The organism is Nocardiopsis sp. NRRL B-16309, from assembly GCF_001279585.1.
In the GTDB taxonomy this organism is placed as follows: Bacteria; Actinomycetota; Actinomycetes; order Streptosporangiales; family Streptosporangiaceae; genus Nocardiopsis.
Genome location: NZ_LGEC01000114.1, coordinates 302,617 through 326,296, shown reverse-complemented (window position 1 = coordinate 326,296; position 23,680 = coordinate 302,617). Strand labels below are relative to the sequence as shown.

Below are 23,680 nucleotides of genomic sequence, written 5' to 3'. Positions count from 1 at the left end.
CCTACGGGGTCGAGTAGGCGTGTCGGTGCCGGACCGTGCATGAGGATGTGCCGGTCAGGTCCGTGCCGGAGAAGTGGATGACCGTCTGGCCGGGCGGGAGTCGGAGGTCTTCGAGGCGGGACCCGCGTGCTTTGCCTGCGAGTGACGCCCCGTCGGAGCGGGTGATGGACCGGGACCACGGGCGCGGATCGAGCGTCACGGACTGGCCGTCAGCGATGGTGTCGACCAGGCGGATGCTGATGTTGGTGCCGACCAGCGCCACCTGCGGGTTCGTGATCGGACCGCTGATGGTGATGAGCGGCCACGCATCCATGTCGCCCGCGTTGTAGGCCGCGTCCTGGCGTTCACCCCCAGCAGCCCACGTGATCGGCCACGACGCGATGGGCCAGGTGATACCGCCGTCCCCCGTGGTGACCAACGACAGGGTGACCGTGGACTCTTCGTCGGAGAGGTAGTTGGTGTGCATGGCGTCGAACGTGGCGATAGCGCCCACCGCGCCGTCAGGCAGGCCCCGCAGCCCCGTTGGTGAGAACTTGCGTGGCCGCCCGTACACGCGCACGGTGTCCCGGTCCGCGACGCGGATCCGCAACGGGACGACCGTGCGCGGGGTGTACCGGAGGTCGTGCTGGCGCCACAGCGACTCCAGCGACCGCCACGCCGCCTGCGCGGTGGCGGCGTCCGCCTGGTCAGTGAACACCGTCAGGGACAGGGTGCGTCCGCCGTGGTAGTCGTAGCCGGGCACGACGCCCTCGCCGCCCGCCACGTCCACATCGCCAAGGCGGGCGCCCACGTCCCCGAGATCGAAGTCATCGACCGCGACCGCCTGGCCGCGGCCGATGACCAGCCCACCCAAATCCCACTGGTCTTCGGCCAGATCAGCCATACAGCCCTCCATAGTCGACGGCCCGAAGGGTGTGGGTGAGAGCACCCATGGCCTCGCGCATGGTGGCTTGGGAGTCGTGGAGGTGCTGGTGGTACTCGCCCACCAGCGGCGCCGACGCACCGTCGCCGCCTTGCGCTGCGGCCTGTCCGGCGACGGACAGCATGCGCGCCGACTCTTGGTTGGAGTAGATGCGCGCCGGGTCGTCGAACCGGGCCAGCTCGGGGCCCTCCTCGCCGACCACAGTCCACCCGGACGCCAACCCGCCGCCCGCCAACCCCATGATCTGGCGGAGGTTGCGGACCTGCGGGTCCATGCCGGACCGCTGGTCCTCCTCACGGTCCTGGGCCATGATGTCCGCGATGGACACCCGGCCTCCGGTCGCGAAACCGGCCAACCCCCAGTTGGGTCGGAAGATCGTCCCGCCCGAGTAGCCGCCGCCCGCGGTGACGTTGTTGGACTGGTTGCCGCCGACCCGCCGTGACCCGCCGGGGCTGGTGACGAGGTTGACGTGCCGGGTGCCGTACACCGCCACGTCACCGGGCATCGGGTTGTTGGTGGTGGACATCCCTGACCCGTAGTAGTCGCCCGTCCACGCGGTACGTGACGCGCCACCGAGCGCTGACGACGCTCCGACCTGCGAGAACAACCAGCTGATGAACATCGCGCACCACGGCGCGCCGTTCATCCCGTACCAGGACGTGATCGCGTTCTGGTTCGACCCGGAAGGAATCTCCGGGAACCGCCCGATGCTGGCCTCAGCGAGACCCACCACACCCATCGGACCCGCCACAGCGCTGGCCCACTGCTCAGCCATGTCATCGCCGACACGGCCGATCAGCGACGCAACGAGACGGTTGTACTCCTCACGGACGTCGTCCTGGTGGTCGTGGATGACATCCCACGGCTGGGTGCCCTGCCCCCGGGTGACCCGGCCGCCTGTGGCGAACCCCGGCAGAGCCTCGCGGGGGATAGCGCGGTGCCTCAGCGCCTCGAAAAGGCCCGCCCCGTAGTAGTCCACGGACGCGGTGGGCTCAACGAACTCGCCATCACTGAGGAGCGCGGGGATGCTGTCCGACGTGGCCGTACCCGGGCCGGATACCGGACCGCCCGTGGCGAACCCCGACCACGGGCCCGTGCCCTGCCGTGCCTGCCCCTCCGTCGTGGACGCCGGCGCCCACGTGCCACTGGCCGCAATCCGGATCTCGGTCTCGACCTCGGACGGGATACCGAGGTACTCGTCCGCGAGATCCTCAGCGGCGCCTTCGGTCAACCCCATCTGACGGGCGACCCGCACGAACTCCGCGCGGCCCTCCCGCTGTGCTTCGATCTGCTCGTACACCGCTTGTTCGTCGTCGGCTCGCGCGACCGTCAGATCGTTCGTGCGGTTGCGGATCTCCTCAAGCGCGTCACGGTTCGCCCGACCCGCCTCGGTGTTGTCGTCGAGGGTTGCTCCGTTGGTCGCGACAGACTCGGTGGCACGGTCCACGGCCTCCTGGAAATCAGCCTCGGCGCCCGCGACCGTGACCGCGCCACCGGTCAACTCATCCAGCGCGGTCTTCAGGTCACGGGCCTGGAACGCGCCCTCGGCCATGGCCCCGTTGAGGCCGATCTGATGCTCAGTGGCGACGCCCGTCTCCACACCAAGAGCCAACATGGCCGCCTGGGTGTCGTTGTACAGGCCCACACCCTCAGTGATGACACCGTTCTGGCCTTCGAGGATGCCCCGGAGCCTGTCAGCCTGGTGGGCCTGCAAGGCCGTTTGCTCTTCGACGGCGGTGCCGCCCGCAGCGGCGTCCACGAGCTTGTCGCTGTACTCGTCGAGGGTCCCGTTGACCTGTCGGCGCGCCTGCGCGTTACCGAGCAGTGCGTCGGTGACCAGCCCGAGGTCGAGTCCGAGTTCGCGGGCGAGTTCGACCGCGCCTTCCTCGGCCAGGTTGTTCGCGAGCTGTTCGCGGGTGTTGTCGGCGAGGACCCCACCGTCAGCTTCGAGGGCGTCCCGGAACTCGCGCGAAGCGGCCGTGGCCTCGTTCTTCTTCGCGATCCAGGCACCAAGGCCGACGGTGGCGGCGGCGAGGGCAAGACCCCATGGGCCGCCGAGGGCCCCGGACACGCCGGACAGGGCGCCCCGGAACCCGGAGGCGCTGGTGGTGGCGCTGCGGAAGTTGGAGCCGACCTCCTGAATGCGGGCCGGGAGTTCACGCAGGGGCTGGATCAACCCGGTGTTGGTGCGCCCGAGGAGCTGGAAGGCGATCTGTGCGGTCTTCGCCGCGACAGCCGCCTGGAGGAGCCATGGTGCGGTCTCGGCGACCGCGCTGATGGCGCCCGCGAGGATGGTTAGGCCCTGTGCGTAGACAGTGCCGAGCGGACCAAGGGCCACGCCGACGTCGATGGCGGTTTCGGCGATCTGACCGAAGAACCCCAGGAACACGGGCCCGTTCTCGATGGTCCACTCGATGAAGTCGGTGAACCCCGCCGAGTCGTTGCCCCACGCGGCGAACCGTGCGGACATGTCCTCCAGGCCGGGGGCGACCTCGTTCCACAGGGGTTCCATGGACACGGCGAACCCGGCCACCCCGGTGGCGAGGTTGCCGAGGGTGCGGCCGAAGGTGAGCGTGGTCGGGGTGGCCTGACGGTCCAAGAAGCTGAAGAAGTTGGACCAGCGTTCCCCATCGAGGCCGTTGCGGGCCTCCACGCCCAACGTGCCCAGGGCGGTTGCGGTGCGGTGCGTGACCGGGATGAGCTTGGACAAGCCGACGTTCGCGACGTCCACACCACGCGCCGCAGCGACCAGCACAGGCCCGTCCGTCGCGGACCGGAACTGGTTCCACGACGCAGTGAGACCACCCAAGGAGTCGCGGAACATCTCCTGCTGCGCGGAGAGGTCGCCGGTCGCTTCGGTGGCGTCCTTGATCGCAGGGACAGCCGCCAACGCGAACGCACCAGCACCAGCCGCGGCCACGATGAACCCGGACGCGACAGCACCCAAACCGCCCGCGAGCGCACCCACAGCGGGAATGAGCGGCGGGATCAGCGTGGTGAGCGCGGCAACGCCAGCAGGGGACACGTCCGTGAACGGGCGCTGCCCGCCGCCGGAACCGCTGCCTCCGCTGGTGGGCGCCCGGGGCGTCGCGGGCGCAACGGGCCCGCTGCCGGAGGTGGCGACCTTCATGTTGATGGTGCGGCCGTCGAGGCGGTCCGCGGCCTTGTCCACCGCCACGAGCCCCGACAGCGCGGACTTGGTGTCAGCGGTGACGCGGATGCGCGGGTGACGGCGCCCGAGCGTGTCCAGCTCCCGCTTGAAGAAGCTGAGCTCGGACCGGGCTGCCTTGGTGTCGATGCCGACGGGCACGTCCAGGCCCTTGTCGGCGTGCGCCTTCAGCTCCGCGCGCAGCCGCGGCCCGAACTTCTTCAGGTCGGGGAGGACGTCGACCCACACTGATCCGGCGTCGGGCATCCGGCACCCCCTACTCGCTGGTTGGTGGTGTCTTCACGAGCGTCAGGTGCCGTTTGGGTGGCGCGAACCGCTCCAGGTAGGCCTGTTTGCGCGGGTCGGGGCGGCGCGCCTGAGACTGCTGCTGATCGCCCTTGGCTGTGGGTATCGGGTACGGGTTGACGTCGGGCGGGTTGTGTTGGAGCCGCCCGCCCACCCACGCGACCCGCAGCAGCGACTGCAAGCGGGTGTCGATGACCGCCAACTGTGTGTTGGTCTCGTCCCACGGCCGGTCGGCGTCCATGCCGTTGACGGCGGCCCGTGTGCGCGGCATGCGCGCCATGTCGTGGATGACGAGCAGCGCCAGGCGCCGGAAGCTGATGTGCCCCCGGTAGAAGTCGACGATGTCGTGGCCCCGGTCGAGTAGGTCTAGCTCCACCTCACGTGCGTGATGCTCTAGGACGTGGAGGAGCTGCCGTCTTCCCCCCGGGTCAAACCGGCCTTGTCGTCGAAGTAGCGGATGATGCGGCCGACCGCGCGGGCGGGCGAGTTCAGGAACGCGTCCAACTGTTCGGGGTCTTCGAGGGCGCCGCGCGCCCACCCGACGATGTCAGCGCGGGCGAACGACACGTCAGCCTTGAACGACCACTCCGCGGGCGCCTTGAACACGAACACCGTCCCGTCGCCCATGACGAACGGGACCGGTTCCTCCATCGCTTCGTTGATCTGCGACGCCTGGTTGTCGGGCAGGTCAGCGACGGACACCGCGCCAGCGGGCGGGGCGGGCTTCTTCACCGCGGGCTTACGCGCCGGGGTGGGCTTACGGGCAGCAGTCATGATGGTTCTCCTCGCAGGTCACGCAGGCCTAGCGCAGGTCAGGTAGAAAGCGGCCGGGGTGGACCTGCGCGTACACCCCGACCGCCGCTCATCAGGCGGTGATCGTCACCTCAACGGTGTCGGTCACACCCCGGTACATCGCGGTGATGTTCGCGGTGCCGGCGGACACACCCGTCACTTCACCGAGGGCGTCGACGGTCGCGATCAGCGGCGCGTCGGTGTCCCACTCAGCGGTCGCGGACACGTCCTCGTTGCTCTCGTTGTAGAACGTGGCGGTCGCGGTGAGCTGCGTGGTCGCGGACACGGCAGCGGTCAGGGTGCCGGTGACAGCCATGGTCTCCACGGGCAGCCACATGCCGTCGGACAGGAAGTAGCGGTCGAACATGAGCCCGTCGCTGGCTTCGTACACCGTCCACGTCAGCGGCGAACCAGTGACGTTCTCAGCGTTCTTCGTGCGCTCCGCCCGCGAGGTGATCTCCGCGATCGCCGCGACGGTCCGCTCGTGGTTGGTGCCATCGAAGGTGTCCACCGCGAGCATGTAACGCCGGGGGCCCGTGGGCCGGTACTTCGGGTAGTGGAGGATGCCACCGGCCAGCTCCTCCATGTCGGCGAGGTCCACACCGTCGTAGAGGGCCTGCGTGTACGGGTTCATCTCCCACATGGGGGTGGTGAAGGTCTTCGTCACCGAGATGATGTCGGTGCGCACCGGGCTCTTGTAGCCCAGGGGGCGCTTCTCGTTGCGCTCTTCCTCGTAGGCTTCGACGAGCCCGGACGGGTCGCACGCTCCGAGGTCCCACCACTCGGCACCGAATGCGTCCAGTCCGGTGGGCAGGGTGGATCCGAGCGGCGCGACGTACACCTTGCCGCCGTCGGTTCCGTATGCGCGGATGGCATCGACGTTGTCAGCCATGTCCCCTCCTGGGGTTCAGCCCTGGCGTGGGCATGGGAAAACCCCGGCACCGTGGGGTGTCCGGGGTGTGTGGTGTGCCGGGTCAGCCGACCCGGAAGGGGCGCAGGTACAGCTCGCCTGTGAAGGCGCGGGCGAGCACGCCTGTGTTCTTGTCAGCGAACGGCGTAGGTGACGTCTGGCGTCGGATGCACCCGACGGTGGCGGGCCCGCCCGGCGTGTACTCCGTGGCCGGGAGGGTGATGGTCTGCCCGGACATGGTCGCGAAGTGCGCGGCGACGAACCCCGCGAGGTCGTCTACGGCGGGCACGCCGGCGTCCTCATCGACGCGGATGATGCCTTGCATGCGGGCGATGTCGTGCACCCTGCGGTCTGCGGGCGGTGACGGCAGCCGGATGAACTGCACCATGGGCAGCAGCCCCGTGAACTCCTCGGGCACGGGCAGTTCGGAGCACACGTACACGCCTACGGGTTCGAGGAGTGGGCGGTGCCACGTCACGGAGACGAGTTCAGCGGCCGGGTACAGCACCAGCGGGAACGGCTGCACAGCCACCCCCTAGGTGCGTGGCTTGGGCCGCCAGGATGAGGGGGGCGCCTTCGAGTTCAGGTAGTCCGCGACCTTCTGCTTGTCCTCTTCGGGCACCTTCGGCGCGCTGGTGTCCACCAACCTGACCTCGCGGGCGGGGATGGTGACGTTGATCGCGGACGGGTAGCCGGGTGCGGCGACGATGCGCACACCCGACTCGTCCACGGGGCAGGGCAGAGGCTTGCCGTCCACGAGGATGCGCAGGCTGTCGCCGTATCGTTCGACCTCGATCAGTGGGAGATCACCCATCGGCGGGCTTGCGGGCGGGCAGCTTCGTCTCCTGCTTGGGCGGCTCCTGCTTGGCCTTCGCGGGGACCTTGCCGCCGCCGAGCTTGACGACCTCCTCGGGGGAGGGCTTGACGACCTTGCCCTTGCCGTCCGCGACCAGAGCGCGGGCTTCTTCGCTGGACACGTACACAGTTTCGCCCTGGACGCGCTTGGTGCCGTCCTTGGCCTTGTGCGGGTAGCCGATCTTCACGTGCGGCACAGTGTCTCCTAGGTGTGTGTGGTGCCGCGCGCCGCGAGTTCGAGCGCTTCGGCGAGATTGTGGGTCGGGGCCGTCCCGGGGTGATCGACCTTGCCGACGGGGTGTGCGGCGCCCGGCCAGTAGAGCGCCTTCTTGTTGCGGGGCCGGATCTCGTGCGGGCGGGTGCCGTACTCGATCCACGCGCTCTTGTGGTCGCGGGCGATCACCCGCCACCCATGCGGCTCCAAAGACTCTGTGTCGATCGAGGACACGTAATCGCCGGTGTCGATCGGTCCACGCCCGCGCGCCATCGCCTGGACACGGCGGGCCCGATCATGGATGTCGTCATCCACCGGACCCCACGACCCCAACCGGTTGATGGTGGCCTGGTTCAGCACGACCTTGCCCACGTCACCCCTCGATCCAGTCCGCCTTGAGGATCATGTGGCCCAGCCCGCCCACATCCGGGAGGGTGAAAGGGTCACCGTTGACCTGCCAGACCACACCAGCGATCTCCAGCGCGTCCGTGGCCAGCACGTCCACACCGGGTTCGAGGTACACGGCGATGGACTTGGAGCGCTGCTCACGGCCGCCCCGGCGCTCCTCCTTGGTCGCCAGAGAGGCCCCGAGGGTCGCACTGTCGGGCTGCACACACGCAGGGAAAGGCCCGGTGCGCACAGCGTTCGCCCAGTCCTTCGTCGACCTGGAGCGGTTCCCATACGCGTCAATGACCACCGGGGCACGCAGTACGTACACCTCATCGGTCGTGAACGGGAGCGCCATCAGCACACCACCACATGCGCGGGAACCAGGCCGGCCACACGCAGGATGTCCACGGCGGCCGGCGCGTACCGGTCACGGATGACACGCCCCGACGACGGGTCAGCGGCATAGCTGACACTGACCTTGTCGACCTTCACCTGTGTCTTCTGTGCGTCCTCAGCGGTCTGGCTGTGCCCCGACGGGTTCCACGCGGCTTGCGCGCACGTGGCCTCCTGGAGCGCCAGGGCGACATCCGCGTCGGTGGGCTGGTCGTCCTCATCGACGTCGTACACCGCGCCGACGAGCAGGGTGTCCACGTCGAGGGAGGCGTCCCGTAGCGCACGGGTGGCGTTCGCGGGCGGGTCATCCAACCCCAACCACGCCGCCAACTGCACGTCGGTCGCGTACACCGGAGAAGCCACGGGACACCCCCTCTCTTACTCAGCGATCGTGATGACGCCGCGGTCCGCGAGTGCGGGCAGCAGCACCGTGTTGATGTAGGTGACCAGTGCGGCGGCGTCGACCGCGGTGGTCTCCGCGATCTCGGGCGCTTCTCCGGCCATCAGGCCGTCCGTGAGGCTGTCTCGGACGACGCCCGTGAAGGCACCTGCGACGTGGCTCATGACTCCTGCTCCTTGTCTGCGAGCTCCTGGAGCTCCGTCTTGGTGAGGTCGCCAGCTTCGGCTTCGGACAGGTCGGTGGTGGCCACGGTGTAGGCCACCCACGTGTCCTTGTTGTCCGCGGCCTTGGGCTTGACCGGGCCGTCTTGCTCGGGCACCCGCTCCTCGCTGGCCGCGGTCTCGTTGATCGGGGTGAGGGTGTAGCCGCGGCGGCGCATGTACGCCACCGCAGCACCGTGCGTGTCGCTGTCGACGACCGCACGGCCCTTGTAGAACTTCACCCCGCCCACGTCGCCGTTGTAGTCCCCCACGGGGGACGTCACGTCATAGCGGGTCATTGAGGTCACCCACTCACGCGCACGTTGCGGAGCACACCGCAGGAGCGGGTGTTGCGCAGCACCACCGCGGCGGGGCCGATCTCCAGCTCACCGGACTTGACGGCGCCGGGCTGCGACCAGTCCGGCATGAACGTCTCCAGCAGCGGGGTCGACGCCATCGACGCGCCGTGGAACGCGTCCATGCCGAAGGACACCGCGTACAGGTCGGTCATGCCGGCCAGGGACGCGCCGCCGCCACCGCCGTCGGTGTCACGGGACTCGATGGGGATGATCGGCCCGGACCCGTCCACGGTGTCACCGATGTCCTGGAGCACCCACGCCCCGTACATCGACACCTGACGTCCCAGCGCGTCCTTCGTCTCGGTGTACATGCCCGCCCACCGGGCCAGCGCACGCAGCCGGGTGATGGACCGGGTGTTGCCCAGGATCGCCTTCACCCCGGGCGGAAGCGCGCCCGCCGAACCCTGGTCGCCGCCACCCGTGGTGGAGGGCACGATGCGGGACAGGAAGTCATCGACGATGTCGAGCTGTGCGAGCGCGAGCGCCTGCGTGTTCACCACAGACCCGCGCCAGTCCAGGTGACCGGACGACACGTCGTTGTCGATGGGCAGGTACTCGGTGGACTCACCCGTGAGCGACTTGTCGAGGCCGTCGAACCCGAGCGCGTTCACGCCCGTGTCGCCGTGGATCAGCTCGGACTGGAACGCGATCGTCGCGCCCGTGATGAGCTGCTGGAGCTGGAACACCATCTCGTTGGTGGCCTGCGGGCCGAGGTTGCGGAGCTTGCGGTCCAGGGTGAACGCGCCGCCGAACGGCTTGAGGTTCACCGTGAACTGCTGGCGGGCGGCCTTCTGTGCCGGGTACTCGGTGTTGAAGTCACGGAACCCGGCGCTGCGGGTCTCGGTGAGCCGCGTGTACCCGTAGATGAGGGTGTCGCCACCCGCACCGGGGGTGGCTGCGTCGTCGAAGACCATCTGGTCCCACAGCCACGAGTAGCGGCGGAGGTTGTCGATGACGGCGTGGTCGATGTCGGCGCGGGCGTTGACCTGCGCCTGTGCCAGAGTGACCGGCATGTTGTGTCTCCTGTTGGGCTAGTCGCCGCCGACGCCGTAGTGGCTTCGTGCGGCGGCGTGTAGTGAGTTGGTGCGTTTGCGCTGCTCACCAGGCCCGCTGGAGAAGTCCGCGCTGGAAGAGGTGGCCACCTGGGCCGCCTTGTACTTGGGGTTGGAGTCGACCGTGGCTCTCACCAGGTCGCTCACGGCTTCGGAGAAGCCGGAGTCTGTGGGGTCGAGGCCGGCGAGCTTGTTGGCGAAGCTGCGGCTGTCGAGCAACGTGTCGACGTCGGCGCCGTGCTCACGGGCCGCCTTCTCAGCGGCACGCTCGACTCGCATGGTGCGGAGTTCGGCCTGTGTGGCGTCGCGTTCCTTCGCGGTCTCGGTGAGCTGAGCGGTGAGCTTCTCCGGGTCCGGCGGAGCGTCGTCGTCCTTGAGCCCGAGGGCCTTCGCGATGGCGTCCATCTGCGCCTGCTGGCGCTGCTCAGCGGCAGTGCGCGCCTCTACCGCTTCCTTGGCCTTGACCCGGTTCTCTGCGTTCTCCTCGCGGAGCTTCTTGACGTAGGCCTCGTTGAAGGTCTTGGGCTCCTGGCCCTTGTCCTCTGCGGCCTTGTCGACGCGGGGCGCCTCAGGCTTCGGGGCCTCGGTGGTGGTCGGGGTGGTGTCGGCGGCTTCGGGCGCCTGGCCCTCGGGCTGCTCAGACATGTGGGTCTCCTGGCATGCGAAAGGGCCACCGCCCGGGTGGCCCTTGTGCTGGGTGGGTGTGGTTACTCGTCCCGCTCAGGCGGGGAGTCCTCTTCGGGTGCGTCGTCGGGAGGGGCGTCGTCCTGGCCATTCACCAGACCCGCACCGGCGCGGATGTCCACAGGCGGGTTCTCGTCCTTGAGGCGCTTGACCTCCTTGGCGATCTGCTCGTCGTCCCAGTCCTTGTGGGCCATGCGCACCTTCGTCTCATCCGAGAGGGCACGCGCGGAGTCGAGCATCTGGATGGTGCGGGCGGTCGCCTCCGGGGCGTCCTGCACACCGTCCGGCCACTCGATCGTGGGGCGTTGCGGCACCACACCCTTGGTGCGGAAGTTCGCGGCGTCCATCTCCAGAACCGTCTCGGAGAAACTGGCCAGCTCCGGGGTGATGTAGCCGATCTTGCGGCCACGAGTCGAGAACGACCTGCGCTCCCGGTGCTGCACCTCCGTCGCGGTGATGGCCAAATCGCCGGACTCTCCGAAGGTCTGAGCGGAGTAACCGCCGCCGCGCACGATCTGCTCAGTGAACGCGGTCGCCGCCGCGATGTGCTCGTCCACACGGATCGCGAACTGAACCTGCTCGATCATGTCGGTGAACTTGTCACCCGCGCCCTGCAAACCCTTGACCGGGGTGAATGCCTTGCGTTCGGACGCGAACGACGACGCCTGGCCACGACCATGCACGTCGAGGAAGCTGTCGGGGATGATCAACCGGGCTTTGCCGAGGTCGATGTCTCTGATCAGCGACGACCACGTTTCATCCAAGGCGTCCATGAGGTGCTCGACACCGGAGTAGTCGGACCGGCCGAGTGGTGTGCCGCGGATGCGCCTGTGCGGGCGCATGTTCGGGATGTACACCACGGCCAACCGCTTGGCTCCGGTTGGGATGCCACCCTGGCCGTTGACCGCGAAGCCCTTGGTCTCTTCCCGATCAGCGAGCGGCAGTTTCCTGCCGAGCGCGTCCCGCGACCCTTCGTAGAGCCCGTGGTAGACCACGCCGGGTTCGTGGCGTTCCAGGTGGCGGACGACGCTGTTGTCGTCGCGTTCCTCCAGCACCTTCCACAGGGTGACGGCGACCAGGCGTCCGGACCGCCACTCGGGTGCTGCACAGTCCGGTGCGATGGCGTCCACGAGCGGGTGGTCGGCGACCTGCTTGTCCCATGAGGCTCGCAGGAACACACCACCGTAGGCGGATGCGATCTCGCCGGCTTCGAGGAGGGCGGCGTGCATGCCGCCTTCGGTCATCAGCCAGTCGAGACGGTCCTGCGTGGGCTTGTTCTCGCCCTGCTCGTCCACGGCGAGCGTGGGCGCTTCACCGAACAGCAGGTCAGCGCTCGTGGAGGAGATGTCGGAGGCGAGCGGGACGTGCAACCGGTCGGGGAGCTGGTCGGGGTCGGGTGGTGCTCCCCAGAACCAGCGGGCCACGGTGCCGACGACGCCGCCGCGGTACTGGGAGGGGCGGGGTTGGGGTGAGAGCCGGTTGTGGTTGCCGGTGCCGCCGTAGTACGCGGACAGCTGGTCGGGGTCGCCTGAGTACCAGGCCCCCCATGCGTCGTAGAGCGCGCGGGGCTTCTCGGTACTGGCTGGCGGCCAGGGCTCGGAGGAGTCAGGGAGCGGCACCACACACCCCCGTTTCACTGGCTGTAGTCATGGAGCCCGGGGATTTCGGGAGTGTGGTCACGTGGTGTTACTCGCCGCTGTGCTTGCTGGTGTCGATCACGCATCCACCCGTCGGCACGTTGAGCGGCCCGCGGATGATGCCGCCTCGCGCGAATTTATGGGTCAGCGTCGCGCTCTCCAGCGCTTCGACGCGCTCTTCGAGGGTGAGGTCTTCGTTCGCGTCGCTCATGCTGCCAACTCCAAGGGGTTCGGTAGGGCTGTGCGCCACAGCGCCTCAGTCGTCGCAAGGGCGTACCGGGAAGCATCCATACTGTGGTCGGCGACCTTCACGGGCTCGTCCTTGCCCTTCTCCGTCGCCTTGTCATCCCACGAGTAGCCCGACACCTCGGAGATGAACCCGCGGCACCGGTCCGCGACCACCAACTGTCCTTCGGCAAGAAGCGTCGCCGTCATCCCGATGCCGTGCGACACGTCGTTGTTCGCCGGTGAGGTTGCAAGGCCGTCCTGGTGCAACTGCAATCGGAACGACGCGGCGGACGGGTCAGCGACCACGTACTCCGGCTGCAACACCTGGCTGGGCAGGTGCGCCATCGACAGCCACGACCTGACCTTCCCCGACAGTTGCCCATCTGTGAGCCTTGGTGCACCCGAACGCGGGTCGTGCCGCCACTCATCCACGAGCACCAACCGGGACCGGTCCTTGCCGCGGCCGTCGGTCTCGTCGGACAGCCCGAGCAGCAGCACGCTCGTGGCGTTCGTCGTGCCGTAGTCGATCCCAGCCGCGATGAGCCGTTGCATGGGCGGGAGCGTGTCCCAGCCGATGACGTGCTTGTCGGGGTCCCACATCGGATAGACGGCACCCTCAGCAGCAACCCAGTCCCCGAGGATGAACCGGCGGAACCAGAGCCCGGTGAACTCGATGCGCTTACGCGCCTTGTAGTCCTCGCTGAGCGCGGGGTTGTCGTCCATAGTGAAGCGCCAGTACCGCCAGTGCGGCAATTTGTGGAGCTTGTCGAGGAACTTCACCTTCAACCAGTGCGACGGGCTGTCCGGGTTCGTCGTCCCGAACAGCTTCGCGCCCTCGATCGACATGCGCCCAAGGAGCTGAGTGAAGAAGTCCTCCGGCAGCACCGTCAGCTCATCGCAGTACGCGCCGGCCACCGTCATACCGCGAATGACCTTCTCAGCCTTCGCATCCGAAGCGCCGATCACGTGGACCTTCCGCCCGAGGATCGTCCCTGTCGGCGCCCCCGTCGTGTACGAAACCATGCCCGCGAACTCACCGAACAGCGCCGGGTCCTGCAACGGGCCCATGACGTTACGGCCGATGGCTTCACGGGTCCGCCCGATCATGACGAGCTCGCCGCCGTGCGGGGCGTCAGCGACGTAGATCAACCAGCGGAGCAGGGACGCGATGGTCTTTCCGGAGCGGATGGCGCCGTCCCAGATGTTGACGGACGCCTCACTCGTCGCTACCGACTCGACCTGCTTGCGGCTCAGCGGGAGGGCCTCCAGCACTCTCTGCCTCCCACGCCTGCTTCACCGTCGCGAACAGGTTCCCGAGCATGGACTTCGCGCCATCAGCGGAACCAGCGGCGTCGACCTTCTCCAACTCGGTGTGCGCCCGCACAGCCGTCTGCACAGAGGAGAGGATCGCCCGCTTGTCAGCGAACGGCGGCTCTTCAACCTCAGCGGTGTGCCAGTCGCCCTCACGGCCACCGAACGCGCCGATGGTCGTGGGCTCCCACAGTTGCTTGCGGAGCCGTTCGGCGTCGGACAGCAGATCCGCGGAGAGCCGTGCGCGGCGCGCCCGGTTGTCGGCCTGTTTCGCGCGCGTGGCGTGGATGACCTGCGTCCGGTCGAACGCGTGCTGTTCCTCGTTGGCGACCTTGCTGACGGTCGAGGGGGACACGTCGTGGTCGCGGGCTATCTGGTTGCGGGTCTTGCCAGCTTGGAGGTCGGCGACGATGGCGGCGCGCTTCTCATCTGGGATGCGTGGTGGCACAACACCCTCACCTCCTGCCCGGTCCTGGTGCACACTGGTGGCCTGTGCGTCGCCCGCTCCGACGCTTCCCCCTACTGGAGGTGTGTCGTGAAGCGGTTCGCTGCGCTCGTGGTGCTGGTGGTCGTGTCGGGTTGCTCGGGTGGTGAGCCCGCGGTGGACGCGCCGGCGTCGCCGTCGGAGGCTGCTGCCCCTTCGCCTGAGGTTGAGGTGGATGCGAACTCTGCCCAGTTCATCTGTGATGACCTGCGCTTGTGGGATGCGTACCGTCGTGCGGATATGCCGTCGGAGGAGACGGACATGTTCGTGTTGGGTGGGGAGATCTTGGTGGCGGCGTTGGAGGAGGACGCGGAACCTGCTCTGCGGGAGATCGCTCGGGAGCATTCGGCGGATCAGGATGCGGCTGCGGAGGCGATGATTCCGTGGTGTGAGGAGAACACGGAGGCGACGAATCCGTCTTCGCCTTGGTGAGTCGCCCGGCCGCTCTACGCCACCCCCAGGAGCGGAGCGGCCGGGACGTTCAGGTGCGCTGGTGCCCGCACGCGGTCCATGTGAGCAGCGCGGCGAGGTCCGTGTCAGCGGGCGGGGCGATGCGCGCCGCGCTGGTGACCGCGGTGTCGATGCTGTCGGTCCACCCGTAGATGGTCCCGCCCACTGTGATCATGACGTCGTCGACCTCGTTGTGACTGGGTTCGATGCGCACGGTGGTGCCTGCGGCTGTCGTCCACGTGTACGCGGTCGCGAGGTCCATGATGGCTCGGACGCGGCTTTGGGTCTTGCCCATGCGGGACACGACGCCTTTGAGGTGGTCGCGTTCTTGGGCGGCTGAGACCACAAGCACCTCCGGGCACGCAAAAGGCCCGATCCGAAGACCGGGCCTTTCGACAAAACTTCTACGTTGACATGATCATACGGCCACGACTGGCCGTGCGCAACCTACGCCCTCGGGACGTACACGGGCGTCTTGCACACCGGGCACGGGCCCATGCGCGGGTCGAACATGCCGTGGCCGCGGCTGCACTGGATGAAGTCGAACAGGATCAGGGAGAGGCGGGCGCGGATCATCGCTGGTCCCCTTCGCCCTGGTCGCACAGCTCCGCCCGCGTCAGGTCGTTGATCTCCGCGTCGAGGTCGTACATGGTGTGGCCCTTGGGCACGGTCACCTCGCCGAGGAGTTCCTCGCCGCTGTACACCTCCAGTGCCTTGTCCCACTTGTAGGTGGTGACGGGCACTCCGACGGCTTGGATCTTCCCGAGCACGTACAACCCGACGGGCCCGTTGTCGGCGCTGTTGGGCTGCCCAACGATGCCTTCGCGGGTGATCAGGTCGGCGAGCTTGTCGGTGGTCCACCGGCGGGACTTCTGGAGGATGTAGTCGAGCATCCGGTTGATGTGCGCGTGTCCGCGACGTGCGGGGGCGATGGCGGTAGCGTTGGCCATGGTTCCTTCTTCCTTCGCAGGGTGGGTTCCGTGGGCCCGGCGGGAGGGTGCAAGCTCCTGTCGGGCCGTCTTCATGCGCCGTAGTGGCGCACGTACCGCTGGTACTCGGCGTAGGGAATCCGCCCGGCGTCGATGTCGAGCATGTGCCCGGCGCAGATGCGACCTTCGTCGACGGGCAGCCCGCAGTTGTCGAGGTAGCCCAACCGGTCGATCTCCACCACGCACTTCTGGTCTTCGTCGTCGGGTGGCTCGGGCGGCGTGTAGTAGGGGATCTCCACAGACGCGGTCACGACTCCTCCAAGGGGATGCGCTGCGGTTCGATCGGACTGAGGAGCATGGCGTCCTGGTCGCGGGGTGCCAGCTTGGCGATGTGCTGTCCGCAGGCGTGCGTGTGGCCGAGTCGGGTTCCGGACCAGTCGATGCGCCACCGGGCGGGGTGGCCGCACTCGCCGCACTGCGGTCCGACGCTGGTAGTGCCGTCGCGGTAGGTGCGGCCCATCAGGACACCTCCTGGGCGTAGCCGGTGCCCATGCGGCCGATGCGCTCCAGCGTCGCGTGGCTCTGCCGCTGGAGCCATGCCTTGTTGGCGAGTGCTTCGCGGATGTTCGCGGCGAGAGCGTCCACGAACGCCCAGTCGTCGCCACGCGGGTCGTCCGGATTCTCGGCGAGTTCGTCGTTGATGGCGGCGAGGTGCGGCAGGTACTGGGGGAGCTGTGCGCGGAACGCCTTCTTGCGGGCGCGGTAGGAAGCGCGGGTTTCGGTCTTGGTCACGGTGTCTCCTATGCGGCGAGGGCGAGGGTGCGGAACGCCTTGTTGGCGTCGCTGCGGGGCTTGTAGACCACCAGGGCGGCGAGGATCTGGCCGCGGGTGTAGCGGGTGCAGGAGCGGCGTACACCGTCCTTGAGCGCGAACCCACGGATGCCGGGGGTGACCTTCTTGCGGAGCGTGGCGGCGATCGCGGTCGCGGTCTTCTCGTCGGCGCCCATCTGGCGGAGGTGGCTCGCGATGGTGTGGAGCCCGTCGCGGTGGGCGGCGGACGCTGCCTTGCGGGTGGCGACGGTCGCGCGGCGTGCGGCCTGGCGCATGGCCCTCTTGACGCAGGCTTCTTCGATGGTGGGGCGGATCTTCACGGGGGCTCCTTCGAGGCCAGAGGGGGTTAGCGGTTGACGTTGTCGCGCACGGCGTTCTGATAGACCCGGGCCATGGCCTCGCTGGACAGCTCCCAGAGGATCTCTGCGCAGGTGTGGCAGGCGATGACCTTCCGAGTGCCTACGGGGCGTTGGCTGTTGCGGTCGCACCATGCCTCCGCGCCGCCGGGCTCCCTGCGCAGGTGGGCGACGTTGCTGGTGAGCGCGGTCCCCAACCAGTCCGCGAGGGTTCCGGTGGGCTGCTGTTCCGTGATGCGTGCGATCTCTTCTACGAGAGCGGGGGCGGGGCTGCCCGTGTCGTTCGCCTCGGCTTCCGGGGCCTTCTCCGTCTCCTCGGGGGTGGCCCCTCCGGTGAAGTAGTCGGCGATGCAGTACTTGAGCTCCTGCATGGCGGCCTTCTTGTTCGGGATCGGCTCGGTGTTGTACTCGTTGCCGCTCCGAACGATCCATCCGGAGAAGTCCGCGCCGCAGACCTTGTAGAAGCGGCTGGCTTCGGCGACAACCTCGTACTCGTCCATGGCCCTGAAGCCCGGGGCGTTGTAGGTCGCGTGGGGGTCCTTGGCCTTCTCGGGGTCGTAGATGTACAGGGCGGTGATGGTGCCGGGCTCCTCGATGATCACGACGTGGTCGGCGTCGTAGGGGGTGCGGGCGGGCTCCTTGGTCTCTTCGTTCACCTGGAGCTCGTCGGCGAACTGGCGCGTCCACCCGGGGCTCCACTCGTGGTCGGGCTTGTCCAAGGCGACCATCAGGTAGGCGCGCCCGTGGTTGGGGCGGTCGGGGGCGTCGACGGCGCCGTGGTTGTGGTCCAGGACGGTGGCGGTGCGCCCCGCGTACTGGCCGGTGGTGATCGTGACGCTGGTCCCTGCCGGGATCTCGGTGCTGGTCATGTCCGCTCCCTCGTTTGTGCTGATGACCTCAGTATGTCAAGCATGGTTAGGCATTGTCAAGCATGGTTAGGCCAAACGTTGCCTGTTATCCTCGAAGGATGACCAACCCAGAGACCGAAGTCCGGCAAGCCATCGCCGACTACGACGCCGACATCGCCCACATAGAAGAACTCACCGAACAAGCCATCCAACGCCGCGACCAGCGACTACGCGACATCCACGCCCGCGCCGGGTGGAAGCAGGTCAACTTGATCAACGCCACGGGATACACCCGGGAGACCATCCGGCAGGCACTGAACCCCGAGATCCGTGAGGCCATCAAGGCCCGCCGCGCCGCGAAGAAGAAGGAGACCGGATCATGACCATCACCGAGTTCCTGGCCGCACGGCTGGACGAGGAAGAGTGGGCGGCGCGGTTCGCGTTCGGCGCCCACAACGACGCCGGACCGGACTGGCGCGAGGTGCGCTCCGGAGCCATCTCGCTCGGCGACCACGAAGAAGAACTACTCACCTTCGACGCTGGGGTGTCACGCCACATCGTCCGCAACGATCCCGCCCGGGTGTTGCGGGAGATCGAGGTGAAGCGACGGATCATCGACCTCTGTGAGCAGCGGGCGCGCATCGAACAGGGCGAATCGCAGGGGGTGCCTGACGCGGAGCTGCTGCGGAACGACCTCGTACTCCAAGCCCTCGCGTCCGTCTACAGCGACCACCGCGACTACGCCAAGATCCGCATCCCGTAGCCTCTCCCCACGGCCCCGCCCTCCCTCCCGGGGGCGGGGCCCACTCAGGCGAAAACCCCCGCCACCCTTGCGGATGACGGGGGCCGGACCCGGACGTGCTTCCCCGCCGGGCCCTCCCCGGGGCGGCCCACCAGCCGCACCCAGGACCTGACCGCGCGCGTCCTCAGGACGGTGGGGGCGCGCGGACGACCTATTGGGCGAGGCTGGCCACGTGCACGGACAGCGCAGCCACCTCACCGCCGATGAGCGCCCGGCCTCCGATGTGCACGAGGCACCGGTGAAACTCCACGGTCGCTGGGAGTGCGGGCAGGGTCCCGGGGCCGGCGTGGGTGTGCTCACCGATGCGGGTGGCGAGCGCCACCAGCTCCTCACCGGTGAGCGGGACACCGTCAGCGTCGGTGACCTGGTCGCGGTCGACCAACCACAGGTCGAGCTGGGACCGGTCGGTGTCTGGCGCGGCGTGTTGCGCGAGTCCTTCGAGGGCAGCCATCTTGTATCGCCTTGTCTTCCTACGTATCGAAACGTATCCGCTGGTACCTGAACGTATGCACGTCTCTACGGTGCGCCCATGGCACATCACTCAGAGTTCGGGCCGGACGATGAGATCGACTATGACGGTCCCGTCACCCCGTACCGGCAGTTGGCTGCGATCCTGGCGGCGCGCATCCGCCGCGGTGACTGGGCTGCGCATCGGGCGATCCCGTCGGAGCCGCGCCTGGTGCAGGAGTACGGGTTGGCCAGGTCGACGGTGCGCCGGTCGATACGGCTGCTGGTCGAGGACGGTGTGGTGTACGTGGTTCCGCAGCGGGGCACGTTCGTCGCGGGCGGGTGAGGGGTTGAGCGCCACCCACTGCCGTACCGCTTCCGCGAGGTCGGACATGTCCTCACGGGGCGCCTCGCACCGCCACAGCACACCCGGGCGCGTCACGACGACCCCAGCGTGTACTTCGCTGCGATCGGCTTCCCCGGGGCGCGTAGGCGCGCCTCCAGGGCGTCCGCGGTCTCCTCCATGAGCGTGGGGGTGACACCGTCCACCAGCGCGGTCGCCATCCAGAACCGCTCCGTGCGCCACACCCGGTACTCGTCGCCGTACATGCGGGCCAGGCGGGCGAGTTCGTGGGCGTCTTCGTCTCGTGGCTGCGGGGCCCCGTCCGGGCTGTGAGCGTCCATGTGTCCACGGTCACAGCCCGCAACACCTTTGCTGTCCCAACTTGGGACACGCGGGTTCTTGACACCGTCGGCTAGCTGACCTGCATCCTCCGCGCCAACCCACGCAACGGCTCGGGGATGGTGCGGTGGTAGTCCACCAGGTGCGCCGCCACGCCCCGCGCGGACGGGTGGTAGCGGGTCATCTGCGGGGCAGCTTTCTCGGCGCCCACAAGCCGCTCCAGAGCCTTGTCGCGCTTACCCAGCTCCACGTAAGCGCGCGCCATGTCGATGCCGTGGTGCGCCCTGCGCTCATCCGGCAGGGACGCCAGCACGGGCGCGGTGATCTCGGTGTCCCGACGGAGCGCTTCGTCGTAGTCGCCCATCTCCACAGCCACCGCCGCCCCGTGGATCGCCACATTGGCGGGGTTGAACTGGAGCGCGTAGAAGTCGTGGGCGCGCGGGGGGAGCTGCTGTGCGGCTTCCACGGCTTGTGCGTGGTGATCCCATGCCTGCGACTCGGTGGTGTCACCGGTCTGTGTGCCCCGCGCGGACAGGATCGCCGACCGGAGTTGCAGCGCCCCGGACACCGCCAACGCCTGCGGGGTGTCTTGGTCGAGTCGGCCGGCGGCGGTGCGCACCAACTGCAACCCGGTGACCCATGACCCGTACATCATCATCATGAGCGCCCGGGGGAGCAGCGCGAGCGCTGGGAGGTTGGGGTCGTCGGAGCGTCCCGCGGAAGTGGCGGCGTCCTTGATGGCGGCCGTCGCGAGGTCCATGTACCCGAGCCGGCGCGTCATGGACGCGGCGAGTGCTTGGGCGGCGTTGATGTGCCGCCACACGCGCGGGGACTCGGTGGTGTGCAGGTGCACGGCCAACTCGGTGAGCACAGCGGGCAGGGACGTGCCGACGTCCACGAAGCGGGCGTTCAGCGAGCACTGGCGCAACCGTTCGATCTCGCGCGCGAGCACCGGGACCGGGCGCGGCGCCATACCCAGATCCGGGGGGACGTCGATGGTGTCCAGGGCGCGGCGCATGTCGGGGATGGTGGCGTGCACCCGGTCTTTGGCTGCGGTGTCTCCGCGGAACGGCTGCCCGGACAGTTCGGTGGGATCCGCTGCGAGGGCGCCGGCGACGGCTGCAATGAACGCGGGGGTGGCCACCCGGTCTCCGGTTTCTACTTTGGCGATGAGGCCGCGTGAGACGTGGGCGCGGTCGGCGAGCCCGTGTTGGGTGAGGCCGCGGAGTTTGCGGAGTCGGGCTACTCGTTGGCCGGTGGTCTCTTCGGTATGGTGGGTCATGTCTGGCCCCGTCCTTCCTGGTTGGTCGCACTCTCAGGGTAGGGCGGGGCTTTCTTGTTGTCAGGGGCTCGACCTGGTTGTGACGCACGGAAGCCCGGCCGAAGCCGGGCCTCACGGTGGTGGGTGGTCAGGTGGTTTCTCGCAGGTCCATGTTCTGGCCGCTCCCAGGGCAGCGTTCCCCCTTGACCTTGTGGGCGGTCGCGGTGCCGGTGGCGCGGATGCGAACCCGGCGCTTGCACCATCGGCATCGCGGGATGACTCGGGGGCCGCTCAGCAGTGGCGGGCGCTCCTCGGGGCTGTTCACTTCTCCTCCTTGAGCTGGCGGGCGCGGGCCGGGGCGGCGTTCACCCGGAAGCGGGCCACGCACTTCTCGCACGAGGTCCCGTTGGGGCCCCACAGGCGGGACACCTTGTGGGCGTGGGTGTTTGTCAGTTCGAGGACGGTGGCGAGGTCGTCGGGGTCGGGCACGGTCCGCCGAAGCTGCTTGATTTCCTCCTCCAGGTGGTACTGCTTCACTGCTCGCTTGTTGATGAGCCTTGCCCCGTTGTGGAGGTAGGTGCGGGCGGCATCGCGGGCTTCGTCACGTTCCCGGGTGAGCCGCCCGATCTCAGCGTCCACCACCTCCATCACCTTGTCGGCGGTCTCCCGGTAGTCCTCCATGAGCGGGTGCACGCTGGCGGGGGTGTCGTCGTGGGCGCGGGCGATGGCGTCAGCGATCCGGTCACGCAGGTCCATCACGTCTCCTTGGTGATCTGTTCTGCGATGTGCGGCCACACCCGCCGGATGGTCTGCTCCAGCTCGAACCGCTGGTATTCGACCGCGACACTGCGGGGTTGCTTCTCGGGTGGTGCGACGATCGCGGCCATGACAGCGGCGACCTGTCCGTCGGTGGGGTCGGACATCACTTCTCTCCTCCCAGCGCGCGGGCCTTCATCCGGTCCTTGCGCTGTTCGTCGGTGGGCTCGATCCACTTGTGGAACCCGACCGCCCGGTGCCACTGGTTGCCGTGGTGGTACTTGTCGTCGCCGCAGTGTCGGCAGGCGTTCGGCGCCACCCCGGCGGGGATGACTCGGATGGTGCCGTCTCGGTGGGTGAGGCAGTCGCCAGGCTTAGCGGTCTGCCCGGTGTCGGTGACCTTGAGGCGCACGTCAGGAGTGCCGTCGTTGGTGAACTCCAGACCTCCCGCCTGGATGGCGTTCACGGCCCAGGTGGGGTCTTCGGTTTGGTCGGGTCCGCCGGTCCAGCGGAACAGGGTGGGGTCGGCGGACAGGCCGGACATCAGGACTCCTCGGTGTGCTTGTCGGCGACGTGTGCGGCGTGGTCCATTTCGGCGCGCTCCTGCGAGCTGGAGAACGAGGCGTCTCCGCACTCTCCGGTGTACGACTCGGAGTCGGGAACGGTGCACCGCCACGCGTAGGGGTTGGCGGGGGAGTTCGTTCGGGTGATGCGGACTCGGTCGGCGTGGTCCATCACGTCTCCTTCTGTACTTCGTGGTCGGGGTACACGACGTCGCAGGTGTCGACGCCGTTGTGGTCGCGGACGGGGATGCGGAGCACGTCCTCCCCGAAGCACCCGGGCACGGTGTACGGCCGGGCGGTCACGGTGAACACGTGGGGGCCGTAGGCGTAGGTGTCGCCGGGGGTGAGGTCAACGGCCGGGGTGGGCAAGGGGGCTCCTCAGGCGGGGGCGTAGCCGGACTTGTACGGCTCTCCGTTGGGCTTGGTCGCGGACGGGCGCAACGTCTTCGCGTTGATCCAGCGCACGTTCTTGCCTCGGGTGTCGGTGACCTTGACTCGGTCGCCGCCGTCGTACTCGCGGACGATGAGGACGGTGCTGTCGAGCGGGTGGCAGTTCTTGTACCGCTGGTTCGGGCGGATGTGGTCGGTGTAGCTGGCCATGTTGTGCTCCTTCGTTCAGGGGGTCAGGCTGGCGGGTCGACGGGCTGCCAGGTGCGGGCGTTGCGTTCGGCGCGGGTGCCGTTGCCGTTCTTCGTGTAGACCACACGTCCGGCGTGCCAGTGCTCGTAGGCGGCCCCGTAGTCGGGGAGCGTGATGTGGCGTCCGGTGACGTTGGACTTGACGGCGTAGAGGGTGCCGGGGTCGCGGGGCAGGTCGTTCATGGTTCCTCCGTCGGTGCTCAGGGGGTGTCGAGGGCGCGTCCGCGTTCCACGAGCTGTTGGACAGTGGCGCGCTTCAGCCCGACTTCCGCGCCGATCTTGGCGTAGGACAGGCCGGACTCTGCGTGGTAGGCGGCGAGCACCCGCGCCCGTTCAGCGCCGATCCTGTCCACCTCTGCCTGTGCGGCGTTCTGCTGGACGGTGAGGGCCCGGAACTGTTCGACGTAGTCGCTCATCAGCAGATGTCGTCGAGGCCGTAGGCGGCGCGGATGTCGTCGGGCAGGTGCCTCAGTACCTCGGGGCGGTCTTCGAGGATGGACAGGTCCTCGTCTTCGCAGATCTGCAACAGGTCGAGGTCGCACGCCTCGAAGATGTCGGCCAGCTCGACGGCGGGCACGTAGTCGAGGTCGGCTTGTTCGGCGGCGGCGAGGCGGTGGGTGCCGGTGTAGGCGCGTGCGTAGTCACTGAGGACGACGAGGGGTGCGCCGTGCCAGCCGTGGGTTTCCATGGAGGCGGCGATCTCGTTGACGTGGCCGGCGTCGCGGTCGGGCTGCCCGGTGGCGAAGCCGGTGGCGTCGATGATGTCGAGGTTCAGTGGGTTGTGCATGTACCCACCATACGACTGCGGGTAGGCTACATGCAAGGGGTTCCC

The 23,680-nt window shown here is 68.3% G+C and carries 43 protein-coding genes; 4 read left to right on the top strand and 39 right to left on the bottom strand.

The features are described 5' to 3' along the window. Position 1: 1 nt before the first annotated feature. The 19 genes from ADL05_RS26010 to ADL05_RS25925 all read right to left on the bottom strand — a co-directional run bounded on the left by ADL05_RS26010 (position 2) and on the right by ADL05_RS25925 (position 14,249). A complete protein-coding gene (locus ADL05_RS26010; protein ID WP_053619641.1) occupies positions 2 to 883 on the bottom strand; it encodes a hypothetical protein in 882 nt (293 codons plus the stop codon). Next, positions 876 to 4,337: a hypothetical protein gene (locus ADL05_RS31335; protein WP_053619640.1), complete on the bottom strand. Its 3,462-nt coding sequence runs from the start codon at positions 4,335 to 4,337 to the stop codon at positions 876 to 878. Before ADL05_RS31335 ends, ADL05_RS26010 begins: the two co-directional genes overlap by 8 nt. Before the next feature lie 10 nt (positions 4,338 to 4,347). Continuing rightward, positions 4,348 to 4,752, bottom strand: a complete 405-nt coding sequence (locus ADL05_RS26000) for a hypothetical protein (RefSeq protein ID WP_053619639.1) — start codon at positions 4,750 to 4,752, stop codon at positions 4,348 to 4,350. 17 nt (positions 4,753 to 4,769) lie between these two features. Then, on the bottom strand, positions 4,770 to 5,150 hold the full coding sequence (locus tag ADL05_RS25995) for a hypothetical protein (protein WP_156366042.1): 381 nt from the start codon (positions 5,148 to 5,150) through the stop codon (positions 4,770 to 4,772). Between the two features lie 91 nt (positions 5,151 to 5,241). Then, on the bottom strand, positions 5,242 to 6,060 hold the full coding sequence (locus ADL05_RS25990; RefSeq protein WP_053619637.1) for an Ig-like domain-containing protein: 819 nt from the start codon (positions 6,058 to 6,060) through the stop codon (positions 5,242 to 5,244). Between the two features lie 82 nt (positions 6,061 to 6,142). Next, the gene (locus ADL05_RS25985) at positions 6,143 to 6,604 is read right to left on the bottom strand and encodes a hypothetical protein (protein WP_053619636.1); all 462 of its coding nucleotides are present in this window, start codon (positions 6,602 to 6,604) and stop codon (positions 6,143 to 6,145) included. A 9-nt stretch (positions 6,605 to 6,613) separates the two neighbouring features. Continuing rightward, positions 6,614 to 6,892 (bottom strand): hypothetical protein, encoded by a 279-nt coding sequence (locus ADL05_RS25980; protein ID WP_053619635.1) that lies wholly within the window; start codon positions 6,890 to 6,892, stop codon positions 6,614 to 6,616. Further along, on the bottom strand, positions 6,885 to 7,130 hold the full coding sequence (locus ADL05_RS25975) for a hypothetical protein (protein WP_053619634.1): 246 nt from the start codon (positions 7,128 to 7,130) through the stop codon (positions 6,885 to 6,887). The genes ADL05_RS25980 and ADL05_RS25975 overlap by 8 nt, the downstream gene beginning before the upstream one ends. 8 nt (positions 7,131 to 7,138) lie before the next feature. After that, positions 7,139 to 7,519 carry a hypothetical protein gene (locus tag ADL05_RS31330; protein WP_053619633.1) on the bottom strand — a complete coding sequence of 127 codons (381 nt, stop codon included), beginning with the start codon at positions 7,517 to 7,519 and terminating at the stop codon, positions 7,139 to 7,141. A 1-nt stretch (position 7,520) separates the two neighbouring features. Next, entirely contained in the window at positions 7,521 to 7,760 is a 240-nt protein-coding gene (locus ADL05_RS30845) for a hypothetical protein (RefSeq protein ID WP_156366041.1), read from the bottom strand. Between the two features lie 131 nt (positions 7,761 to 7,891). Then, the gene (locus tag ADL05_RS25960; RefSeq protein ID WP_053619631.1) at positions 7,892 to 8,281 is read right to left on the bottom strand and encodes a hypothetical protein; all 390 of its coding nucleotides are present in this window, start codon (positions 8,279 to 8,281) and stop codon (positions 7,892 to 7,894) included. Positions 8,282 to 8,308: 27 nt separating this feature from the next. Continuing rightward, positions 8,309 to 8,494 (bottom strand): hypothetical protein, encoded by a 186-nt coding sequence (locus ADL05_RS25955; RefSeq protein WP_053619630.1) that lies wholly within the window; start codon positions 8,492 to 8,494, stop codon positions 8,309 to 8,311. Further along, complete coding sequence (locus ADL05_RS25950) at positions 8,491 to 8,829, bottom strand: hypothetical protein (RefSeq protein WP_156366040.1); 339 nt, start codon at positions 8,827 to 8,829, stop codon at positions 8,491 to 8,493. Before ADL05_RS25950 ends, ADL05_RS25955 begins: the two co-directional genes overlap by 4 nt. A gap of 5 nt (positions 8,830 to 8,834) precedes the next feature. After that, a complete protein-coding gene (locus tag ADL05_RS25945) occupies positions 8,835 to 9,902 on the bottom strand; it encodes a major capsid protein (RefSeq protein ID WP_053619628.1) in 1,068 nt (355 codons plus the stop codon). An 18-nt stretch (positions 9,903 to 9,920) separates the two neighbouring features. Next, on the bottom strand, positions 9,921 to 10,586 hold the full coding sequence (locus tag ADL05_RS25940; protein ID WP_053619627.1) for a hypothetical protein: 666 nt from the start codon (positions 10,584 to 10,586) through the stop codon (positions 9,921 to 9,923). A gap of 62 nt (positions 10,587 to 10,648) precedes the next feature. Beyond that, the gene (locus tag ADL05_RS25935; protein ID WP_197285932.1) at positions 10,649 to 12,244 is read right to left on the bottom strand and encodes a phage portal protein; all 1,596 of its coding nucleotides are present in this window, start codon (positions 12,242 to 12,244) and stop codon (positions 10,649 to 10,651) included. Between the two features lie 67 nt (positions 12,245 to 12,311). After that, positions 12,312 to 12,473 (bottom strand): hypothetical protein, encoded by a 162-nt coding sequence (locus ADL05_RS30840; RefSeq protein ID WP_156366039.1) that lies wholly within the window; start codon positions 12,471 to 12,473, stop codon positions 12,312 to 12,314. Next, positions 12,470 to 13,762, bottom strand: coding sequence for a PBSX family phage terminase large subunit (locus ADL05_RS25930; RefSeq protein ID WP_053619625.1), 1,293 nt, complete (start codon positions 13,760 to 13,762; stop codon positions 12,470 to 12,472). The genes ADL05_RS30840 and ADL05_RS25930 overlap by 4 nt, the downstream gene beginning before the upstream one ends. Further along, positions 13,707 to 14,249, bottom strand: a complete 543-nt coding sequence (locus ADL05_RS25925) for a helix-turn-helix domain-containing protein (protein ID WP_156366038.1) — start codon at positions 14,247 to 14,249, stop codon at positions 13,707 to 13,709. Before ADL05_RS25925 ends, ADL05_RS25930 begins: the two co-directional genes overlap by 56 nt. Positions 14,250 to 14,336: 87 nt before the next feature. Here ADL05_RS25925 and ADL05_RS30090 point away from each other — a divergent pair, with 87 nt between their 5' ends. Continuing rightward, on the top strand, positions 14,337 to 14,717 hold the full coding sequence (locus ADL05_RS30090; protein ID WP_231640910.1) for a hypothetical protein: 381 nt from the start codon (positions 14,337 to 14,339) through the stop codon (positions 14,715 to 14,717). Between the two features lie 49 nt (positions 14,718 to 14,766). Here ADL05_RS30090 and ADL05_RS25915 read toward each other — a convergent pair whose 3' ends face one another. From ADL05_RS25915 to ADL05_RS25885, 8 genes are all read right to left on the bottom strand, one after another. Then, positions 14,767 to 15,030, bottom strand: coding sequence for a hypothetical protein (locus tag ADL05_RS25915; RefSeq protein ID WP_156366037.1), 264 nt, complete (start codon positions 15,028 to 15,030; stop codon positions 14,767 to 14,769). 152 nt (positions 15,031 to 15,182) lie between these two features. After that, the gene (locus tag ADL05_RS32210; protein ID WP_255351867.1) at positions 15,183 to 15,311 is read right to left on the bottom strand and encodes a hypothetical protein; all 129 of its coding nucleotides are present in this window, start codon (positions 15,309 to 15,311) and stop codon (positions 15,183 to 15,185) included. Continuing rightward, positions 15,308 to 15,685, bottom strand: coding sequence for a hypothetical protein (locus ADL05_RS25910; RefSeq protein ID WP_053619621.1), 378 nt, complete (start codon positions 15,683 to 15,685; stop codon positions 15,308 to 15,310). Before ADL05_RS25910 ends, ADL05_RS32210 begins: the two co-directional genes overlap by 4 nt. 71 nt (positions 15,686 to 15,756) lie before the next feature. Next, positions 15,757 to 15,975, bottom strand: coding sequence for a hypothetical protein (locus tag ADL05_RS25905; protein ID WP_053619620.1), 219 nt, complete (start codon positions 15,973 to 15,975; stop codon positions 15,757 to 15,759). Beyond that, positions 15,972 to 16,184 carry a hypothetical protein gene (locus ADL05_RS25900; protein WP_053619619.1) on the bottom strand — a complete coding sequence of 71 codons (213 nt, stop codon included), beginning with the start codon at positions 16,182 to 16,184 and terminating at the stop codon, positions 15,972 to 15,974. Before ADL05_RS25900 ends, ADL05_RS25905 begins: the two co-directional genes overlap by 4 nt. Then, positions 16,184 to 16,456 (bottom strand): hypothetical protein, encoded by a 273-nt coding sequence (locus tag ADL05_RS25895; RefSeq protein WP_053619618.1) that lies wholly within the window; start codon positions 16,454 to 16,456, stop codon positions 16,184 to 16,186. The genes ADL05_RS25900 and ADL05_RS25895 overlap by 1 nt, the downstream gene beginning before the upstream one ends. Positions 16,457 to 16,464: 8 nt before the next feature. Continuing rightward, the gene (locus tag ADL05_RS25890) at positions 16,465 to 16,815 is read right to left on the bottom strand and encodes a hypothetical protein (protein WP_053619617.1); all 351 of its coding nucleotides are present in this window, start codon (positions 16,813 to 16,815) and stop codon (positions 16,465 to 16,467) included. A 26-nt stretch (positions 16,816 to 16,841) separates the two neighbouring features. Beyond that, positions 16,842 to 17,720 (bottom strand): hypothetical protein, encoded by an 879-nt coding sequence (locus tag ADL05_RS25885; RefSeq protein ID WP_053619616.1) that lies wholly within the window; start codon positions 17,718 to 17,720, stop codon positions 16,842 to 16,844. A 98-nt stretch (positions 17,721 to 17,818) separates the two neighbouring features. Here ADL05_RS25885 and ADL05_RS25880 point away from each other — a divergent pair, with 98 nt between their 5' ends. Together ADL05_RS25880 and ADL05_RS25875 are read left to right on the top strand one after the other, a co-directional pair. Next, positions 17,819 to 18,082 (top strand): hypothetical protein, encoded by a 264-nt coding sequence (locus tag ADL05_RS25880; RefSeq protein WP_053619615.1) that lies wholly within the window; start codon positions 17,819 to 17,821, stop codon positions 18,080 to 18,082. After that, the gene (locus ADL05_RS25875) at positions 18,079 to 18,462 is read left to right on the top strand and encodes a DUF6221 family protein (protein ID WP_053619614.1); all 384 of its coding nucleotides are present in this window, start codon (positions 18,079 to 18,081) and stop codon (positions 18,460 to 18,462) included. The genes ADL05_RS25880 and ADL05_RS25875 overlap by 4 nt, the downstream gene beginning before the upstream one ends. Positions 18,463 to 18,652: 190 nt before the next feature. Here the strand turns inward: ADL05_RS25875 and ADL05_RS25870 are convergent, their stop codons facing one another. Next, complete coding sequence (locus ADL05_RS25870) at positions 18,653 to 18,952, bottom strand: hypothetical protein (protein WP_053619613.1); 300 nt, start codon at positions 18,950 to 18,952, stop codon at positions 18,653 to 18,655. A 78-nt stretch (positions 18,953 to 19,030) separates the two neighbouring features. Here ADL05_RS25870 and ADL05_RS25865 point away from each other — a divergent pair, with 78 nt between their 5' ends. Continuing rightward, positions 19,031 to 19,294: a winged helix-turn-helix domain-containing protein gene (locus tag ADL05_RS25865; protein ID WP_053619612.1), complete on the top strand. Its 264-nt coding sequence runs from the start codon at positions 19,031 to 19,033 to the stop codon at positions 19,292 to 19,294. 92 nt (positions 19,295 to 19,386) lie between these two features. Here the strand turns inward: ADL05_RS25865 and ADL05_RS25860 are convergent, their stop codons facing one another. The 11 genes from ADL05_RS25860 to ADL05_RS25815 form a co-directional block, all read right to left on the bottom strand. Continuing rightward, on the bottom strand, positions 19,387 to 19,632 hold the full coding sequence (locus tag ADL05_RS25860) for a hypothetical protein (RefSeq protein ID WP_053619611.1): 246 nt from the start codon (positions 19,630 to 19,632) through the stop codon (positions 19,387 to 19,389). Between the two features lie 71 nt (positions 19,633 to 19,703). Beyond that, on the bottom strand, positions 19,704 to 20,912 hold the full coding sequence (locus ADL05_RS25855; protein WP_053619610.1) for a helix-turn-helix domain-containing protein: 1,209 nt from the start codon (positions 20,910 to 20,912) through the stop codon (positions 19,704 to 19,706). Between the two features lie 300 nt (positions 20,913 to 21,212). Then, complete coding sequence (locus tag ADL05_RS25850; RefSeq protein ID WP_053619609.1) at positions 21,213 to 21,647, bottom strand: hypothetical protein; 435 nt, start codon at positions 21,645 to 21,647, stop codon at positions 21,213 to 21,215. Next, positions 21,647 to 21,814: a hypothetical protein gene (locus ADL05_RS30835; protein WP_156366036.1), complete on the bottom strand. Its 168-nt coding sequence runs from the start codon at positions 21,812 to 21,814 to the stop codon at positions 21,647 to 21,649. Before ADL05_RS30835 ends, ADL05_RS25850 begins: the two co-directional genes overlap by 1 nt. Further along, positions 21,814 to 22,191, bottom strand: coding sequence for a hypothetical protein (locus tag ADL05_RS25845; RefSeq protein WP_053619608.1), 378 nt, complete (start codon positions 22,189 to 22,191; stop codon positions 21,814 to 21,816). Before ADL05_RS25845 ends, ADL05_RS30835 begins: the two co-directional genes overlap by 1 nt. Then, positions 22,191 to 22,382 (bottom strand): hypothetical protein, encoded by a 192-nt coding sequence (locus ADL05_RS25840; RefSeq protein WP_053619607.1) that lies wholly within the window; start codon positions 22,380 to 22,382, stop codon positions 22,191 to 22,193. Before ADL05_RS25840 ends, ADL05_RS25845 begins: the two co-directional genes overlap by 1 nt. Beyond that, entirely contained in the window at positions 22,382 to 22,579 is a 198-nt protein-coding gene (locus ADL05_RS25835; protein ID WP_053619606.1) for a hypothetical protein, read from the bottom strand. Before ADL05_RS25835 ends, ADL05_RS25840 begins: the two co-directional genes overlap by 1 nt. Positions 22,580 to 22,588: 9 nt before the next feature. Continuing rightward, positions 22,589 to 22,810: a hypothetical protein gene (locus ADL05_RS25830; RefSeq protein ID WP_053619605.1), complete on the bottom strand. Its 222-nt coding sequence runs from the start codon at positions 22,808 to 22,810 to the stop codon at positions 22,589 to 22,591. Between the two features lie 23 nt (positions 22,811 to 22,833). Further along, on the bottom strand, positions 22,834 to 23,031 hold the full coding sequence (locus ADL05_RS25825; RefSeq protein WP_053619604.1) for a hypothetical protein: 198 nt from the start codon (positions 23,029 to 23,031) through the stop codon (positions 22,834 to 22,836). Positions 23,032 to 23,048: 17 nt separating this feature from the next. Beyond that, positions 23,049 to 23,264 carry a helix-turn-helix domain-containing protein gene (locus ADL05_RS25820; RefSeq protein WP_053619603.1) on the bottom strand — a complete coding sequence of 72 codons (216 nt, stop codon included), beginning with the start codon at positions 23,262 to 23,264 and terminating at the stop codon, positions 23,049 to 23,051. After that, positions 23,264 to 23,635 carry a ParB N-terminal domain-containing protein gene (locus tag ADL05_RS25815; protein ID WP_053619602.1) on the bottom strand — a complete coding sequence of 124 codons (372 nt, stop codon included), beginning with the start codon at positions 23,633 to 23,635 and terminating at the stop codon, positions 23,264 to 23,266. Before ADL05_RS25815 ends, ADL05_RS25820 begins: the two co-directional genes overlap by 1 nt. Between the last annotated feature and the right edge of the window lie 45 nt (positions 23,636 to 23,680).